The sequence below is a fragment of the Fischerella sp. genome, assembly GCF_013388695.1.
Taxonomy (GTDB): domain Bacteria; phylum Cyanobacteriota; class Cyanobacteriia; order Cyanobacteriales; family Nostocaceae; genus PCC9605.
The window spans coordinates 1-14,472 of sequence record NZ_JACAEU010000025.1; the positions used below are offsets into that span (position 1 = coordinate 1).

Here is a 14,472-nt window from a genome sequence, read left to right on the forward strand (position 1 = left end):
TGGTGTCTTTGTGGTGAAAAAATAAATTTTATTTAACCACCAAGACACTAAGACACCAAGTCGAATCAGGAAAAATCAGGTAATGAAAGCATATTTTTCACCCACCTTGAAAGGGCTAGTAGTTAGTAGTTAGTGGTTGCTAACTATGCCCAATGCCCAATGCCCACTCTCCCACTCTCCCACTCTCCCCATCTCCTCTTACCACAGCCCACTTCAAAAAGTGTAACTTAGACTATGGAATCTTGAACTGGTCTAATATATAATAAGTAAAACTAATACAAAAGCAAGCCGTAGACTTCACAGTAAAGTAAAGGTGGCGGTATCTATAAAAAATGAATTTGGCTATCTCGCAATTTACTTGCTGAAAAGAAATTGCTGGGATGTTCTAGTTATCTGGAATCCCAGCAGAAGCCTCAAAAGCTTTTAGGTGCATCTTGATGGTTCAAGACTAGTTAAAGTCAATAATCAATAGCCAATTGTAACTATTGAACGGCAGTCGCACCCTGCGGGGAGACTCCCCAAGACTGCGCTGCCTCCCTTTGACCGATTGAATATTGACTACACTACTGCCATCGGACGGCTACCGGCAGCATGACGGTCAATAACTTGGTCAATTAAGCCGTAATCTTTGGCTTCTTCAGGCGACATAAAGAAGTCCCTGTCGGTATCGACGGCAATTTTTTCCAAGGGCTGATCGGTATGTTCAGCTAAATACTGATTTAGCTGCTGCTTCAGATAGAGTATTTCGCGGGCTTGAATTTCAATATCAGTTGCTTGTCCCCGAGCGCCGCCCAGAGGTTGGTGAATCATAATCCGAGAATGGGGAAGACTCATCCGTTTGCCCTTAGCACCCGCACTGAGGAGGAAAGCACCCATACTCGCTGCCAGTCCGGTACAGATGGTACAGACATCCGGGCGGATGTGCTTCATCGTATCAAAAATGCCCAATCCTGCATAAACAGAACCGCCAGGAGAATTGATGTACATATATATGTCTTTCTCTGGGTCTTCGGCATCTAAAAACAGCAGTTGGGCAACAATCAAGTTAGCTACGTTGTCATCAATCTGTTGTCCCAAAAAGATAATACGCTCACGCAACAGCCGTGAGTAGATGTCAAAGGCACGTTCGCCACGACCTGATTGTTCAATAACGATAGGAATCATGCAGCCAGCTTGTAGTTAATGTACATATATTTTATCGATTACAACGGCTGATTGTTTTTCCGAAACCAGGTGAACTACTTTGTAGTCTTATTTAGCAAGTAGTGTTCACCTTATCCAGTTAGCTGCTTGCTGGTAGGTTTTTTTCATAGTTTTGTAAAAAATTCAACATTTTTACTGAGAAAAATCCGGATATATCTACCTTATAGGGAAAATCAATAGTACTGAGGTGCATCCAGAATCAGTCCATCCTAACTGTAAAAAACATCTATCTAAAGAGAGGAAACTGCCATGCTGGAAAAATTTGTACAAGCTGCTATCATCACTTTCTTGCTGCATCTGATCGCAGGACTCAACACAAATACTGCGATCGGTACCAAATCAGTACCTCCTGCTGGGAAGGGATCAACACCATTGGCGAGTTCGCTGTTGCGTTCTCTAGAGTAAAAATTTTCACCAAATATTATTAAATTTTTACTTTTAGGTTGTTAATTGTTGTTCGCTCCCATTGATCGCTGACAATCAACACGGAACAAATTTTTACTAAACACTATCAAATCTGAAATTTAAAATTTTTAGAGGTAGACTCAAAAAAAGGCAAATACCTGTGTCTAATCATGACTAATCGCCTTGCTGAAGCAAAGAGTCTCTACCTCCGGAAACACGCCGAAAATCCTATTGATTGGTGGCCTTGGTGCGATGAAGCACTCGCAACCGCAAAGGCACAAAATAAACCTATCTTTCTCTCGATTGGCTACTCCAGTTGCCACTGGTGTACTGTCATGGAAGGAGAGGCGTTTTCCGATCCGGCTATTGCCGAGTACATGAATGCTAATTTTATCCCAATTAAAGTAGATAGGGAAGAAAGACCTGACCTCGACAGCATTTACATGCAAGCTTTACAGATGATGAGCGGTCAGGGAGGTTGGCCTTTAAACGCTTTTCTGTCTCCAGATGATTTAGTACCGTTTTACGCCGGTACTTACTTCCCAGTTGAACCACGCTACGGTCGTCCTGGTTTTTTACAAGTTTTACAAGCAATTCGCCGTTACTACGATACAGAAAAACAAGACTTGCGCGATCGCAAAGCAGTAATTTTAGAGTCGCTTCTCACCTCTGCGGTATTGAAATTAGAAGGTGAAACACAAGCTCAAGATCGGGAGTTATTACGGCAAGGCTGGGAAACCAGCACCGGGATCGTTACTCCCAATCAATACGGTAATAGTTTCCCAATGATTCCCTACGCAGAATTAGCTTTGCGGGGAACGCGATTGTCGTTGCCTGGTTCTACCTGGGAACGCGAATCAAAATATGATGCTAAGGAAATTTGTACTCAACGGGGGCTAGACCTAGCATTAGGTGGTATTTATGACCATGTCGGGGGAGGCTTTCACCGCTATACCGTTGACCCCACCTGGACAGTACCGCATTTTGAAAAGATGCTCTACGACAATGGTCAAATTGTCGAGTATCTGGCGAATCTTTGGAGTGCAGGCGTGCAGGAGCCAGCTTTCAAAAGAGCGATCGCTGGTACTGTAGAATGGCTAAAAAGAGAAATGACCGCGCCGGAAGGTTATTTCTATGCGGCTCAAGATGCCGATAGTTTCACAACTACTGAGGAAGCAGAACCTGAAGAAGGAGCATTTTACGTCTGGAATTACAGCGAACTAGAACAACTGCTGACTCCCGAAGAACTAACGGAATTGCAACAAACGTTTACAGTCACCGCTAACGGTAACTTTGAAGGTAAGAATGTGTTGCAAAGGCGTCAAGCTGGTGAACTCAGCGAAACGATAGAAACAGCACTGAAAAAATTGTTTGTTGCACGTTACGGTACAACTCCTGAATCACTAACAACTTTCCCCCCTGCTCGTAACAACCAAGAAGCAAAAACAAGCAACTGGCCAGGTCGCATTCCCTCAGTCACAGATACCAAAATGATCGTCGCCTGGAATAGCTTGATGATTTCTGGTTTAGCAAGGGCGTACGCTGTTTTTCGACAATCTTCTGATTTGGAACTAGCAACAACAGCAGCGAATTTCATCCTGAATAATCAGTTTGTGAATGGGCGTTTCCACCGACTCAATTATGAAAATCAACCAACCGTACTAGCCCAATCTGAAGACTACGCCTTTTTTATTAAAGCGCTCTTGGATTTGCACCAAGCTTCGCCCTTAATCGGGAATGAGTTTTCTGTTACTCAGTACTCCCCCTCTTTTTGGTTGGAACGTGCGATCGCTCTCCAAGAAGAATTTGACGAATACCTTTGGAGTGTAGAATTAGGAGGGTATTTTAATACACCTAGTGTCGCAAGTCAAGATTTAATCGTGCGAGAGCGCAGTTATGCAGATAATGCCACACCGTCTGCGAATGGAGTAGCAATTGCCAATCTTGTGCGGCTGGCTCTGCTCACGGATAATCTGCATTATTTGGATTTAGCCGAGCAAGGCTTAAAAGCATTTCGCTCTGTGATGAGTCGTGCTGCTCAAGCGTGTCCGAGTTTGTTTGCAGCCTTAGATTGGTATAGCAACTGTACTTTGATTCGCACCACAACCGAGCAAATATACTCGCTAAACTCCCAGTATTTACCGAGTACTGTGTTTGCAGTAGCATCAAAATTACCAGAAGGTAGTGTTGGCTTAGTCTGCCAAGGTTTGAAATGTCTGCCAGCAGCTGAAAGTGTAGAGCAGATGTTGCAGCAAGTGCGGCAAAGCCAGACGAGGGGATAACAGAAGATGGGGAGTGGCGGAGTGGGAGAGTGGGCATTGGGCATAGTTAGCAACCACTAACTACTAACCACTAACTACTAACCATTGACTCTTGACTATTGACTCTTGACCAATGACTAATAACCAATTAACTGCCATCGTCTTAGCAGGCGGTAAGAGTACGCGTATGGGCAGGGATAAAGCCTTGATTCCCATTCAAGATGTCCCTCTTTTGCAACGAATCTGTCAGATTGCTGAGACTTGTGCTGACAAAGTTTACGTAGTTACTCCTTGGCAGGAACGGTATCAACACTTGCTACCGCCCAAAAGCCAGTTTATCCAGGAATTGCCTTTACCTGGAGAAACTGGCAATGAGCCAAAAACACACGGGCCACTGGTGGGGTTTGCCCAAGGATTAGCGCAAGTAGAAACCGATTGGGTGCTGCTGTTAGCTTGCGACTTGCCCAGGTTGCGGGTTGAGGTGTTGCAGGAATGGGTAGCTGGACTTGAGCAAGTACCCGAAGAAGCGATCGCAGCTCTAGTTTATAGAAATAATAGATGGGAACCCTTGTGTGGTTTCTATCGCCGTCGCTGTTTACCAGGATTAAATAAGTATATCGAGCAGGGAGGGCGATCGTTTCAGCAGTGGTTGAAGCTGTATTCCGTGCAAGTATTATCTTTGCCCGATCCCGAAATGCTCTTGAATTTGAATAACCCCAACCTCCTAGGGTGAAGTAGGAACTGCCGCCATTGGTTGAATAGTTTCGCTGAGTGCAGGATTTAAGTTTAAAATAAAAATTCAGACTTGCAATCTAGTATTAATAAAACGCTCCCCTAGCCTCTGTCGGCGAAGATGAAACATACCCTTTCAGTACTAGTAGAAGATGAAGCGGGTGTTCTGTCCCGCATTTCTGGTTTATTTGCCCGTCGTGGCTTTAATATTGAAAGCCTTGCTGTTGGCCCAGCAGAACAGTCAGGAATTTCCCGCATCACGATGGTTGTACCAGGTGACGATCGCGTCATTGAGCAACTCACCAAGCAACTATACAAGCTTATTAATGTCCTGAAAGTACAGGACATTACCGAAATTCCTTGTGTAGAACGCGAATTGATGCTGCTGAAGGTGAATGCGACTAGCACCACCCGTTCAGAAATAGTCGAGATAGCGCAAATTTTCCGGGCGCGAGTGGTAGACGTAGCGGAAGATTCTCTTACCCTAGAAGTTGTCGGCGATCCCGGTAAGATGGTGGCGATCGTGCAGGTACTGCAAAAATTTGGTCTGAGAGAAATAGCTCGTACTGGTAAAATTGCTCTGACTCGTGAGTCAGGGGTAAATACAGAGTTGCTAAAATCTTTGGAAGCAAAGGTTTAATAGCAGACTTAATGATAGACATACCAAGCTAACTTCTTTGTGTCGTTTAGGCGATCGCGTAGGCTGGCGTAAGAATGATAGCTGGGTATTTGATCTAAACTTTTCCTTAAATACCCCCAAGGGACATCTCCCCTGTGGTTATTCGGTAGTTTGCGGTGTTGTTGTTGTGGTTAGAGAGAGGTTAGGGGTTGGTGGCGGGTGGTGGGTTTGTGATTCTTCTCTCGCGTCCAGACTTGTAAACTGTAATATATAAAACTTACAGAAATTTTTGAAGATTTACGAATAAGCTATTTCCCACGAAGCCTTGAGGGTTCTAGCTTTCCGATACCTAGCACCATCCTTTGGTAAAGTCAAAAGTCAAAATCAGCATTAATCAAAGCAATAGCCACACCACCAGAGGCGATCGCTGATGCAGATTCGCTCAAAGCTTCAAATAGGGAATAGGTATAAATAAACGGGCGTTGCTGAATCCATGTATGAAAATGATTTGGTGTGATTCTGAAACCTTTATAGAGACGCGAAATTTCGCGTCTCTTCAAATCAGCAATGCCAATAAACGTAACTGCCCAAGATAATAGAACATTTATTTATACCCACCAACTGTATCAACTAAAAAATTTCTCCACACACCGAACAAACATTTCTACACCCATCGCCAACGCTGTTTCATCAAAATCGAACCGGGGATGATGGTGGGGATAGGCCAAGTTCTTCGCTGGGTTCGCAGAACCCAAGAAAAAATAGCAGCCAGGTACCTCTTGCAGGAAGTAGGACATATCTTCACCCCCCATAGTTTGGCATTCTGGCACAATACCTAAGGGCGTTTCTACGACTTCTTCCGCAACCGATCGCACTAGTTCTGCCATTTCCCCATTATTGATTGTGGCTGGGTAAAGTTCCCACTGTTTGAAGTCATAAGTAGCACCATGACTTTGGCAAACTCCAGCAATAATCTGTTCGATGCGCTGTGAGAAAAAGCCTCTCAAACCGGGATTAAAATACCTAACAGTACCACTCATTCTCGCTGTATCTGCAATCACGTTGCGCTTAGTGCCTGCATGGAGTTCGCCCACTGTCACCACCGCCGAATCAATCGGATTGACATTGCGAGCAACAATGGTTTGCAGGGCGTTGACAATTTGGGCAGCAACCACCACAGAATCAACGGTTTGATGGGGCATGGCACCGTGTCCGCCTTTGCCAAAAATGGTGCAGTTGAAAGATTCCACAGCAGCCATTAAGGCACCTGCACGCACACCCACCGTTCCCAAGGGCAAATTATTCCACAGGTGTAAACCGATAATTGCGTCTACATCAGGGTTTTTCAGCACCCCCTCTTCAATCATCGGCTTTGCACCCCCAGGGCCTTCTTCGGCTGGTTGAAAGATAATTTTCACAGTACCAGCAAAGTCTTGGCGATGCTGTTGGAGATAATAGGCTGTACCAAGAGCGATCGCAGTATGTCCATCATGGCCGCAAGCATGCATAACGCCATCGTGCTGGGAACGATAGATTACTTCATTCTGTTCTTGGATGGGTAAAGCATCCATATCGGCCCGAATCGCCAGCACTTTCGATTTTAGATTGGATGCTTTTAGCTGTTGATTGCCGTGAATCACAGCGACTATACCAGTCTTGGCGATGCCAGTTTGATGCTCAATTCCCCATTCCTGCAACTTCAAAGAGACAAACTCAGCGGTGAGTTGTTCTTGAAAACCCAGTTCAGGTTTTTGATGCAGTCGTCGCCGCCACTCCACAAGTTGCGCTTGCAATGAACGAATCGAGAGGCGAACGCGAGATAAGTCAGCAGCAGCAGAGTTTGGAAATGTTGAAACCATTGTTCACAGTTTTTAAATTAGTGGTTGGGTATCTTCATTTTTACTGTTCAAACTTTCGCAAAAGGTAGCAAGCATTCTAAATCTAAGTTTGACGCTACTTGTGCAAGTTTGTCTAACTCTGCTGGATTTTCCAAATAGGGGAGGCAGCCTAGAATCGGGATATTTGTCAAGGATTGAATTAAATCTGCTGGTGTCCAGTTGGCTATTTCCTCGTCTGTTCGGGGTTGGACACAATTAAGAACAATTCCCACCAAATTTATTCGCGCTTGTCTCGCTAATGCCACATTCGCCACCGCTTGAGCGATCGCACCCAATCTGACTGGTACTACTAACACAGTGGGCAAGCACCAATCACCTGCTAAATCGGCTACCGTCAATTCATCAGTTACGGGTGAACCCAATCCGCCCAAGGCTTCTACCAGAACAAAATCTCGACGCTGACACAATGCTGTAAAAGCCTGCCAGACTACAGCTAAATCTACGCGGCGATTTTCCTGCGCTGCGGCGATGGGAGGTGCTAAAGGTGCTTGAAAATACAATGGTGTGATTTCCTCGGCTGATTGTTCTAGGGTAAACAGCTGTTGGTACCACTCGCGATCGCCTACTCCTGATTGTATGGGTTTCATAATACCCAAGCTACGAGCAGAACAATATTTTTGCCAATAGGCTGCTAATGCTGTTGTTAAAAGAGTTTTGCCAGATTCTGTGTCTGTTGCAGTAATTAGTAGTGCGTTCAATAGTAGTGGTTGGTGGTTAGTGGTTGGTGGTTAGTGGTTAGTGGTTAGTGGTTGGTGGTTGGTGGATCGTTGGTGCTTGTTCGTTGTTTGTTGTTGGTTGTTTGTGGTTGGTGGTTACTGGTTGGTGGTTAGTGGTTGGCGGTTGTTTGAAACAAACAAAAAACTACTAACTACTAACTACTAACTACTAACCAATTTAATACATTGTTCGCACGCCTATTCAAAGCTATCTTACGAACCTTGATTTATTGTTCTGAGGGATATGTCAGCGGTGCTTCTATTGTTGGTTGGGTAGGTGTTTCTATGGGTGTTGTAGTAGGGGTTTGAATGAGTGTTTCTGTAGGAGTTTGAGTAGGAGTTTCTGTGGGAGTTTCTGTGGGAGTTTCTGTAGGAGTTTCTGTGGGAGTTTCTGTGGGAGTTTCTGTAGGAGTTTCTGTGGGAGTTTCTGTAGGAGTTTCTGTAGGAGTTTGAGTAGGAGTTTCTGTGGGAGTTTCTGTGGGTGTGGGTCTGACAGGGCTTTCTAATCTGATACTCAGACTATAATCGCTTTCAGCAATTTCTGGAGTTGGGTTTAATTCGATCGCATACCTACCATTAACGGGTAAGGTTCCTTGATAAAAGGTGACATCCTTAGCAGTATTGTTAATTGGTTCGCCATTGGGAGCTAAAACTGTTAACAAAACACCACTTTCTTGTGCTAGCAGCGCAGTTAAATTTTGCCCTTTTTCACCTCTGAAAGTGTAACGGATGATTTCATTTGCATCAATAGTATCCTCAACTTTGATCCTGTCAGATGTCTCAAAATTGAGGCGCTTGATCGTGACTGAAGGCTTCTGTGTGGTAGGAGTAACTGTAGGTGTTTGAGTAGGAGTAATTGTGGGTGTAATCGTAGGAGTTTCTGTGGGTGTATACACAGGAGAAGGAAAAGTTTGCGTTGGTATTTCAGTTGGTTGTGGTGTACCGCGAAGAGTACGCACTAGTGCCCAAGAACTAAATCCTGCCAAGCTAATCACACCAACAGTCATTAACCCGATCGCCAATGGGTTATCTAATACTGACCCACCAGCAGCAGGTTCTGGAATTGTGCGATTGGATCTCTCTGGTGCAGGTAACGCAACTTGTTCAGGACGGCGATCGGCGGGAACTGTTTGGGCGTTAGATTTCTGAGCAGTGGGTGGTAGTGTGGCTGGGGGAACTGTTGGTATTGCCTGTTCCAGAGATTCCAGTGCTTGTGCTACTTCTGTTGCACTTTGGAAGCGATCGCTTGGTCTAGGACTCAACATTCGATTTAAAATCTGAGCAAATTGCGGATTCACTTTTACCCAACGTTGCCACTTCCAGGTTAGGTGATTGTCATCAAATAGTTCCCGAGGTTCTCTACCAGTTAATAAAACTATTGCTGTGACTGCCAGTGCATATAAATCACTACTGGGGTAAGCTTGCCCCGTTTGTATTTGTTCGCTGGGGGAATAACCTAATTTTCCTACATAAGTTCCTGTTACTGTCGGATTAGCAGCTTTCAATCGTGTTACCAGTTCTTTTACTACCCCAAAGTCAATTAACACTGGCTTGGCATCGATGTCACGCAAAATAATGTTATCCGGTGAAATATCTCGATGAATAATGCCTCGACTATGAATGTGTTCTAATACTGGTAACAGAGAGTGTATTAATTGCGATACTTCTTGTTCTATGAATGCACCACCAACAGCCTTACGTTCATCCAGCAAAGCACGATATGTTTTCCCGGCAACGTAGTCTTGTACCAAAAATAACCGCTGGTCTTGTTCAAATCTTTCCCGGAACTGCGGCACTTGTGGATGTTGTATTTGATACAAAACATTTGCTTCTCGCAGGAAAAGCTCTTGTGCTTTTTGCCAAGTGGCAAGGTCAGTTGTATTGGGGATTAATTCTTTGATGGCACAAAGTTCGTTAAAGCGTCTTTGATCCTCTGCCAGATAGGTTCTACCAAATCCCCCCTGACCAAGAATTTGAATGATTCGATAACGGTTTTGCAGAACAGTACCAGCTGAAATTGGTGGTTGCATTTTCAATTGATAGAGTATAACAGCACTACTCGGAGAAACTCACCCACAAAAAATCATATCTAGCAACGGCGTCTAGGCAACTGCCGTGCCAATATGTATAAAAGAAAGTCTTTACGGACTTGCCCGTACTCTATTTTCACACTCCATCTCCAATACAAAGTAGTAAAAAAGGTGAAGAAGTCAGTTTTTTTATGTAGTCCATCATGAACTGCGTACATCAATAGGGAATTGGGCATAGGGAATTGGGCATTGGGCATTGGGATTTAACCATTATCTTTGCCCCTTGCCCGATGCCCTTTGCCCTCTTCCTTCCGGGAATTTTTGACAATATTGGGTAATGGCAAAATATCAAACAAGTCTGCTAATGTTTTAATTTGCAGCTAGTATCATAAAATAATTTAGCTGTCCATTATTAATTCATTCATAAGTGTTTTTACTTTCACTAGTAAACTAGAATAGTTTGTTCTCAGCTTAGAAATTATATGGGTATAGGTCAGTACTTTATCGAGTAAATATACTGAGACTTGGGATTTTCACCTCAAGCCAAAAAATCTCAATTACGAGTGTAGTTCATGAGTTGAACGTCAGTTAAGCTGGCAAGAGCGTATTGATCGCAAGAACTAAAAAACTAGGAATTTGTAGTTTCATGGAGGTATGTTTCAAGTTTTTATGAAAGCTTCAACAAAACTCACAGATGTTTTTTCGGACTATTGCTCTTAAATAATCTAAATATCTGATGATAAGATTGCCATGAATGCACATCGAGGATCAGCTGTGCTGAGTACTGCTACTTTCAAATTGCCGCCAACTGCAACAGGAATAGCTGAAAACCATCGCCTGCGGCTATTCTCTGGCTCTGCTAATGTACCCCTGTCTCAAGAAGTAGCTCGTTATCTGGGCATGGACTTGGGACCTATGATTCGTAAACGATTTGCGGACGGAGAACTTTATGTTCAAATACAGGAATCAATTCGGGGCTGTGATGTTTATTTAATCCAGCCCTCTTGTCATCCTGTGAACGACAATTTGATGGAATTACTAATTATGATTGATGCCTGTCGTCGAGCTTCAGCCCGACAGGTAACAGCAGTAATTCCTTATTATGGTTATGCCCGTGCTGACCGAAAAACAGCAGGACGGGAATCAATAACTGCCAAGCTGGTTGCTAACCTAATTACCCAAGCAGGTGCTAGCCGCATTTTGGCAATGGATTTACATTCAGCCCAGATACAGGGATATTTTGATATTCCCCTAGATCACGTTTACGGCTCCCCAGTAATACTGGATTATTTGATCAGCAAACAGCTCGAAGATATTGTAGTTGTATCCCCAGATGTAGGTGGTGTAGCACGAGCTAGGGCATTTGCGAAAAAACTGAATGATGCCCCCTTAGCGATTATTGATAAACGTCGTCAGGCTCATAATGTCGCCGAGGTATTGAATGTCATCGGTGATGTGAAAGGGAAAACGGCAGTGCTAGTAGATGACATGATTGATACTGGCGGCACGATCGCAGAGGGAGCAAAGCTACTGCGCGAGGAAGGAGCACGTGAGGTATATGCCTGTGCCACTCATGCGGTGTTTTCTCCTCCTGCGATCGAGCGGTTGTCAAGTGGTATTTTTGAGGAAGTGATTGTCACCAATACAATTCCTGTCAAAGAGAGCGATCGCTTCTCGCAACTAGTGGTTCTCTCGGTGGCTAATCTGCTAGGCGAAACAATCTGGCGGATTCATGAAGATAGTTCAGTAAGTAGTATGTTCCGCTAACCCAGAAAATACTGTCATCACTGCTACGATTTTGCACAATGCCGCAGGCTATTCCTGCCTGCGCTAACTAATTTCTTTGTATATTTTCAGGGTGCTTTCTCTTGCCTAATTAAGAATCTCCAGAAGTCAAATCTTCCAGTTCTGAAACAACCCGTTCTAGTTCTTCAAAGAGCGGATGAGATCCTATTTGGCAAAAAGCAGTTACTAACGCCCGATAATACCAAAGCGTACCCTCTTTGCCTCCTTGAAAGCGTTGCCAAAGTGATTCGCCCAAAAGGCGATAATCTTTTGTGATTGATTGCGCATTGTGGAGTTTATCAGCAGCACTCACAAGCAGCACGGAAGGTGAAGCAGTAGCAAGGTGAGCAATGTATACTTGTTTACGTTCTCGCCACGGTGGCTTCGGTGTAGTATCGGCATCGGTGCAACCATCAACAATTGCAGTCACACGATCTCCAAAGCGATGGCGAATTTCTTCACGTGTTGCAGCACCGCCCTGATCCTCAATGGCATCGTGTAACAAAGCGGCGATCGCTTCATCTTCATCCGCACCGTATTCTAAGGCAATACTAGCGACACCCAACAAATGAGCAATGTAAGGAACTCCTGAACCTTTGCGAACTTGTTTCGCATGGAGTTGTGTGGCGTAGGTAAGGGCTTCTGTAAAACGTTCTGAGAGCATTGTGAAAGTAGACTTACTGACACAAGTAAGGGTTGCTAAAATTTTTTTACGATCGTTGAATAAATGTTTGATTACAATAGGTCAAAACCTTTAAACGTGTCAACGCGTAACTTCTAGTAATAACGAAACCTATTCTTATTCCCTATTCGCAGCTTTAGCTTTAATCTAATAGATCTGTAGCCGGATTGGAAAAAATTCATATTTGCCAAAAATTTAAAATACCCGGATTGCTTCAAAATAACTTGTGGGTAAGCTGAACTGGTTAAACCACACCAACGGTAATCGAGCAAATCGCCGCCTGCGGTATAGTTTGAGAAGATCGGATGGATAACAAACAAAGACCTATAGGTGTTGACTTATTCGCGGGTGCTGGTGGCATGAGCCTTGGCTTTGAACAAGCTGGGTTTGATGTACTGGCTGCTGTTGAGTTAGACCCAATTCATTGTGCTACCTATGAGTTCAATTTCCCTTTTTGGTCTATATTGTGCAAAAGTGTTGAAGATGTGACAGGCGAGGAAATTAGAAACCGTTCAGCTATTGGCAACCAAGAAATTGACGTTGTCTTTGGCGGTTCCCCTTGCCAAGGATTCTCGATTATTGGCAAACGCGCCTTTGATGACCCCCGCAATGGGCTTGTGTATCACTTTTTACGGTTAGTCTTAGAGCTACAACCCAAATACTTTGTGTTTGAGAATGTACCAGGACTAACTATTGGGAAGCATCGCCAATTTCTTTTAGAAATCATTGAAGAGTTTAGAGCATCTGGTTATGAAGTAGAAGCAGATTACCAAGTTCTCAATGCTGCCAATTACGGAGTACCCCAACACAGAGCTAGATTATTTCTGTTGGGATGTCGTCAAGGTTTGCCTCTACCTAAATATCCGGTAGCGAACACTAAACCAGCAAAATCTAAAAAATCGCAATATCTTGTCATCAAGGCTGATTTACCAGATACTCCCACTGTTTGGGATGCCATTGGTGACTTACCGGAAGTAGACATATACCCAGAATTGCTTGATAGAGACTGGGTAGTAGCAGAATATGGTAAAGCCAGCAAATATAGCAGAAAACTGCGTGGATTAGATTTTGATCGAGATAACTACCGCTACGAAAGGCAATTTGATTCCAGAATCTTGACCTCAAGCATTCGTACTCGACACAGTACAGAATCGATGCTGAGATTTCAGGTGACTATACCTGGTAAAGCAGAACCTATTAGTCGCTTTCATAAACTGGACAAAAATGGTATCTGTAACACCCTCAGAGCTGGAACAGCCAGGAACCGGGGGGCTTTCACCTCTCCTCGCCCCATTCATCCTTCTAGTCCACGATGTATCACCGTCCGAGAAGCAGCACGACTGCATTCTTACCCCGATTGGTTTCGATTTCATGTCACCAAGTGGCATGGTTTCCGACAAGTGGGAAACTCAGTACCTCCCTTACTTGCTAAGGCAATTGCAGTTGAAATCATCCGCGCTTTGGGAGTAGTTCCAATCAAACCACAAAAAAAGATGCATTTAGGAGATGAAAGTTTATTAAAACTAAATATGTCTCAAGCTGCTCGGCGTTATGGTGTGTCTGTAGATGTCATACAGCCAAGAAAAAGATAAGCTAATTAGTCATTAGTCATTAGTCATTAGTAGTACAGTATTTCATTAATTCGTTAGAAACAACTCTGCGTTCCCACCGAAGCTTTGAACCCTACCCTACGGGAACGCCTTACGGCGAACGCGAAGCCCTCTGAGAAGTCGCTATCGCGTCTACCAACTTCTCTTTGCGCTGTCTGTGCGCCTCTTTGCATTTAAAAACACTACAATTTTACGCAAAGCTGTACTTAGGGAGTGACTTTGACAAATTGGCGATCGCCCTTAAAATCAAACGTTAACTGTTGTTTGTCTTGAATCTTGTGAAAGTCACCCACTTGTTGCTGTAAACTTAGCAGTTGCTGGAATGAGGTGTCAAGACTATCAGCCGCAGCCAATCGTTTAGTTTTACTATTAGTCATACCTAATCCAATTGCCAGCCTTAGCTTAGTGTTTCCATATTCATAAGTAAGAATAGATATTGACCCTAATGTGATTTTGTGTTTGTCTTCTCTCACATAAGGGAATGTTCAATTACAAACTTCTATGCCTTCTGTTGGATAGTTGTTTGCTTTC

Annotated in this window: 14 protein-coding genes; 6 read left to right on the forward strand and 8 right to left on the reverse strand. The window is 43.9% G+C overall.

Annotation, left to right across the window (positions count from 1 at the left end; genetic code table 11):
* Window positions 1–558: 558 nt before the first annotated feature.
* Window positions 559–1,164: an ATP-dependent Clp endopeptidase proteolytic subunit ClpP gene (gene clpP / locus HXY43_RS04040; RefSeq protein ID WP_290880322.1), complete on the reverse strand. Its 606-nt coding sequence runs from the start codon at window positions 1,162–1,164 to the stop codon at window positions 559–561.
* Window positions 1,165–1,452: 288 nt separating this feature from the next.
* Here clpP and HXY43_RS04045 point away from each other — a divergent pair, with 288 nt between their 5' ends.
* From HXY43_RS04045 to ilvN, 4 genes are all read left to right on the forward strand, one after another.
* Complete coding sequence (locus HXY43_RS04045; protein ID WP_290880324.1) at window positions 1,453–1,608, forward strand: hypothetical protein; 156 nt, start codon at window positions 1,453–1,455, stop codon at window positions 1,606–1,608.
* 170 nt (window positions 1,609–1,778) lie between these two features.
* Window positions 1,779–3,890 carry a thioredoxin domain-containing protein gene (locus HXY43_RS04050; RefSeq protein ID WP_290880326.1) on the forward strand — a complete coding sequence of 704 codons (2,112 nt, stop codon included), beginning with the start codon at window positions 1,779–1,781 and terminating at the stop codon, window positions 3,888–3,890.
* A 112-nt stretch (window positions 3,891–4,002) separates the two neighbouring features.
* Window positions 4,003–4,602: a molybdenum cofactor guanylyltransferase gene (locus tag HXY43_RS04055; RefSeq protein WP_290880329.1), complete on the forward strand. Its 600-nt coding sequence runs from the start codon at window positions 4,003–4,005 to the stop codon at window positions 4,600–4,602.
* Window positions 4,603–4,722: 120 nt separating this feature from the next.
* A complete protein-coding gene (ilvN, locus tag HXY43_RS04060; protein WP_026732404.1) occupies window positions 4,723–5,241 on the forward strand; it encodes an acetolactate synthase small subunit in 519 nt (172 codons plus the stop codon).
* A gap of 350 nt (window positions 5,242–5,591) precedes the next feature.
* Here ilvN and HXY43_RS04065 read toward each other — a convergent pair whose 3' ends face one another.
* The 5 genes from HXY43_RS04065 to HXY43_RS04085 all read right to left on the reverse strand — a co-directional run bounded on the left by HXY43_RS04065 (window position 5,592) and on the right by HXY43_RS04085 (window position 10,121).
* Entirely contained in the window at window positions 5,592–5,780 is a 189-nt protein-coding gene (locus HXY43_RS04065) for a hypothetical protein (RefSeq protein ID WP_290880335.1), read from the reverse strand.
* 66 nt (window positions 5,781–5,846) lie between these two features.
* On the reverse strand, window positions 5,847–7,079 hold the full coding sequence (locus HXY43_RS04070; RefSeq protein WP_290880338.1) for a M20 family metallopeptidase: 1,233 nt from the start codon (window positions 7,077–7,079) through the stop codon (window positions 5,847–5,849).
* A gap of 47 nt (window positions 7,080–7,126) precedes the next feature.
* The gene (gene bioD, locus HXY43_RS04075) at window positions 7,127–7,816 is read right to left on the reverse strand and encodes a dethiobiotin synthase (RefSeq protein WP_290880341.1); all 690 of its coding nucleotides are present in this window, start codon (window positions 7,814–7,816) and stop codon (window positions 7,127–7,129) included.
* 245 nt (window positions 7,817–8,061) lie between these two features.
* Entirely contained in the window at window positions 8,062–9,864 is a 1,803-nt protein-coding gene (locus HXY43_RS04080; protein ID WP_290880346.1) for a serine/threonine-protein kinase, read from the reverse strand.
* Window positions 9,865–9,923: 59 nt separating this feature from the next.
* On the reverse strand, window positions 9,924–10,121 hold the full coding sequence (locus HXY43_RS04085; RefSeq protein WP_290880351.1) for a hypothetical protein: 198 nt from the start codon (window positions 10,119–10,121) through the stop codon (window positions 9,924–9,926).
* Between the two features lie 493 nt (window positions 10,122–10,614).
* Here HXY43_RS04085 and HXY43_RS04090 point away from each other — a divergent pair, with 493 nt between their 5' ends.
* Complete coding sequence (locus HXY43_RS04090) at window positions 10,615–11,631, forward strand: ribose-phosphate pyrophosphokinase (protein ID WP_290880352.1); 1,017 nt, start codon at window positions 10,615–10,617, stop codon at window positions 11,629–11,631.
* Window positions 11,632–11,740: 109 nt separating this feature from the next.
* On the opposite strand, the gene HXY43_RS04095 is transcribed toward HXY43_RS04090, so the two are convergent.
* Window positions 11,741–12,313 (reverse strand): HD domain-containing protein, encoded by a 573-nt coding sequence (locus HXY43_RS04095; protein ID WP_290880354.1) that lies wholly within the window; start codon window positions 12,311–12,313, stop codon window positions 11,741–11,743.
* A 323-nt stretch (window positions 12,314–12,636) separates the two neighbouring features.
* Between HXY43_RS04095 and HXY43_RS04100 the strand changes: the two genes are divergently transcribed.
* Complete coding sequence (locus tag HXY43_RS04100) at window positions 12,637–13,923, forward strand: DNA cytosine methyltransferase (RefSeq protein ID WP_026732398.1); 1,287 nt, start codon at window positions 12,637–12,639, stop codon at window positions 13,921–13,923.
* 224 nt (window positions 13,924–14,147) lie between these two features.
* Here the strand turns inward: HXY43_RS04100 and HXY43_RS04105 are convergent, their stop codons facing one another.
* Window positions 14,148–14,318, reverse strand: coding sequence for a hypothetical protein (locus HXY43_RS04105; protein ID WP_290880357.1), 171 nt, complete (start codon window positions 14,316–14,318; stop codon window positions 14,148–14,150).
* Between the last annotated feature and the right edge of the window lie 154 nt (window positions 14,319–14,472).

Coding starts and splice junctions, on each gene's coding strand:
- clpP (WP_290880322.1), bottom strand. CDS start 1,164: ATGATTCCTATCGTTATTGAACAATCAGGTCGTGGCGAACGTGCCTTT.
- HXY43_RS04045 (WP_290880324.1), top strand. CDS start 1,453: ATGCTGGAAAAATTTGTACAAGCTGCTATCATCACTTTCTTGCTGCAT.
- HXY43_RS04050 (WP_290880326.1), top strand. CDS start 1,779: ATGACTAATCGCCTTGCTGAAGCAAAGAGTCTCTACCTCCGGAAACAC.
- HXY43_RS04055 (WP_290880329.1), top strand. CDS start 4,003: ATGACTAATAACCAATTAACTGCCATCGTCTTAGCAGGCGGTAAGAGT.
- ilvN (WP_026732404.1), top strand. CDS start 4,723: ATGAAACATACCCTTTCAGTACTAGTAGAAGATGAAGCGGGTGTTCTG.
- HXY43_RS04070 (WP_290880338.1), bottom strand. CDS start 7,079: ATGGTTTCAACATTTCCAAACTCTGCTGCTGCTGACTTATCTCGCGTT.
- HXY43_RS04080 (WP_290880346.1), bottom strand. CDS start 9,864: ATGCAACCACCAATTTCAGCTGGTACTGTTCTGCAAAACCGTTATCGA.
- HXY43_RS04085 (WP_290880351.1), bottom strand. CDS start 10,121: ATGCCCAATGCCCAATTCCCTATGCCCAATTCCCTATTGATGTACGCA.
- HXY43_RS04090 (WP_290880352.1), top strand. CDS start 10,615: ATGAATGCACATCGAGGATCAGCTGTGCTGAGTACTGCTACTTTCAAA.
- HXY43_RS04095 (WP_290880354.1), bottom strand. CDS start 12,313: ATGCTCTCAGAACGTTTTACAGAAGCCCTTACCTACGCCACACAACTC.
- HXY43_RS04100 (WP_026732398.1), top strand. CDS start 12,637: ATGGATAACAAACAAAGACCTATAGGTGTTGACTTATTCGCGGGTGCT.
- HXY43_RS04105 (WP_290880357.1), bottom strand. CDS start 14,318: ATGACTAATAGTAAAACTAAACGATTGGCTGCGGCTGATAGTCTTGAC.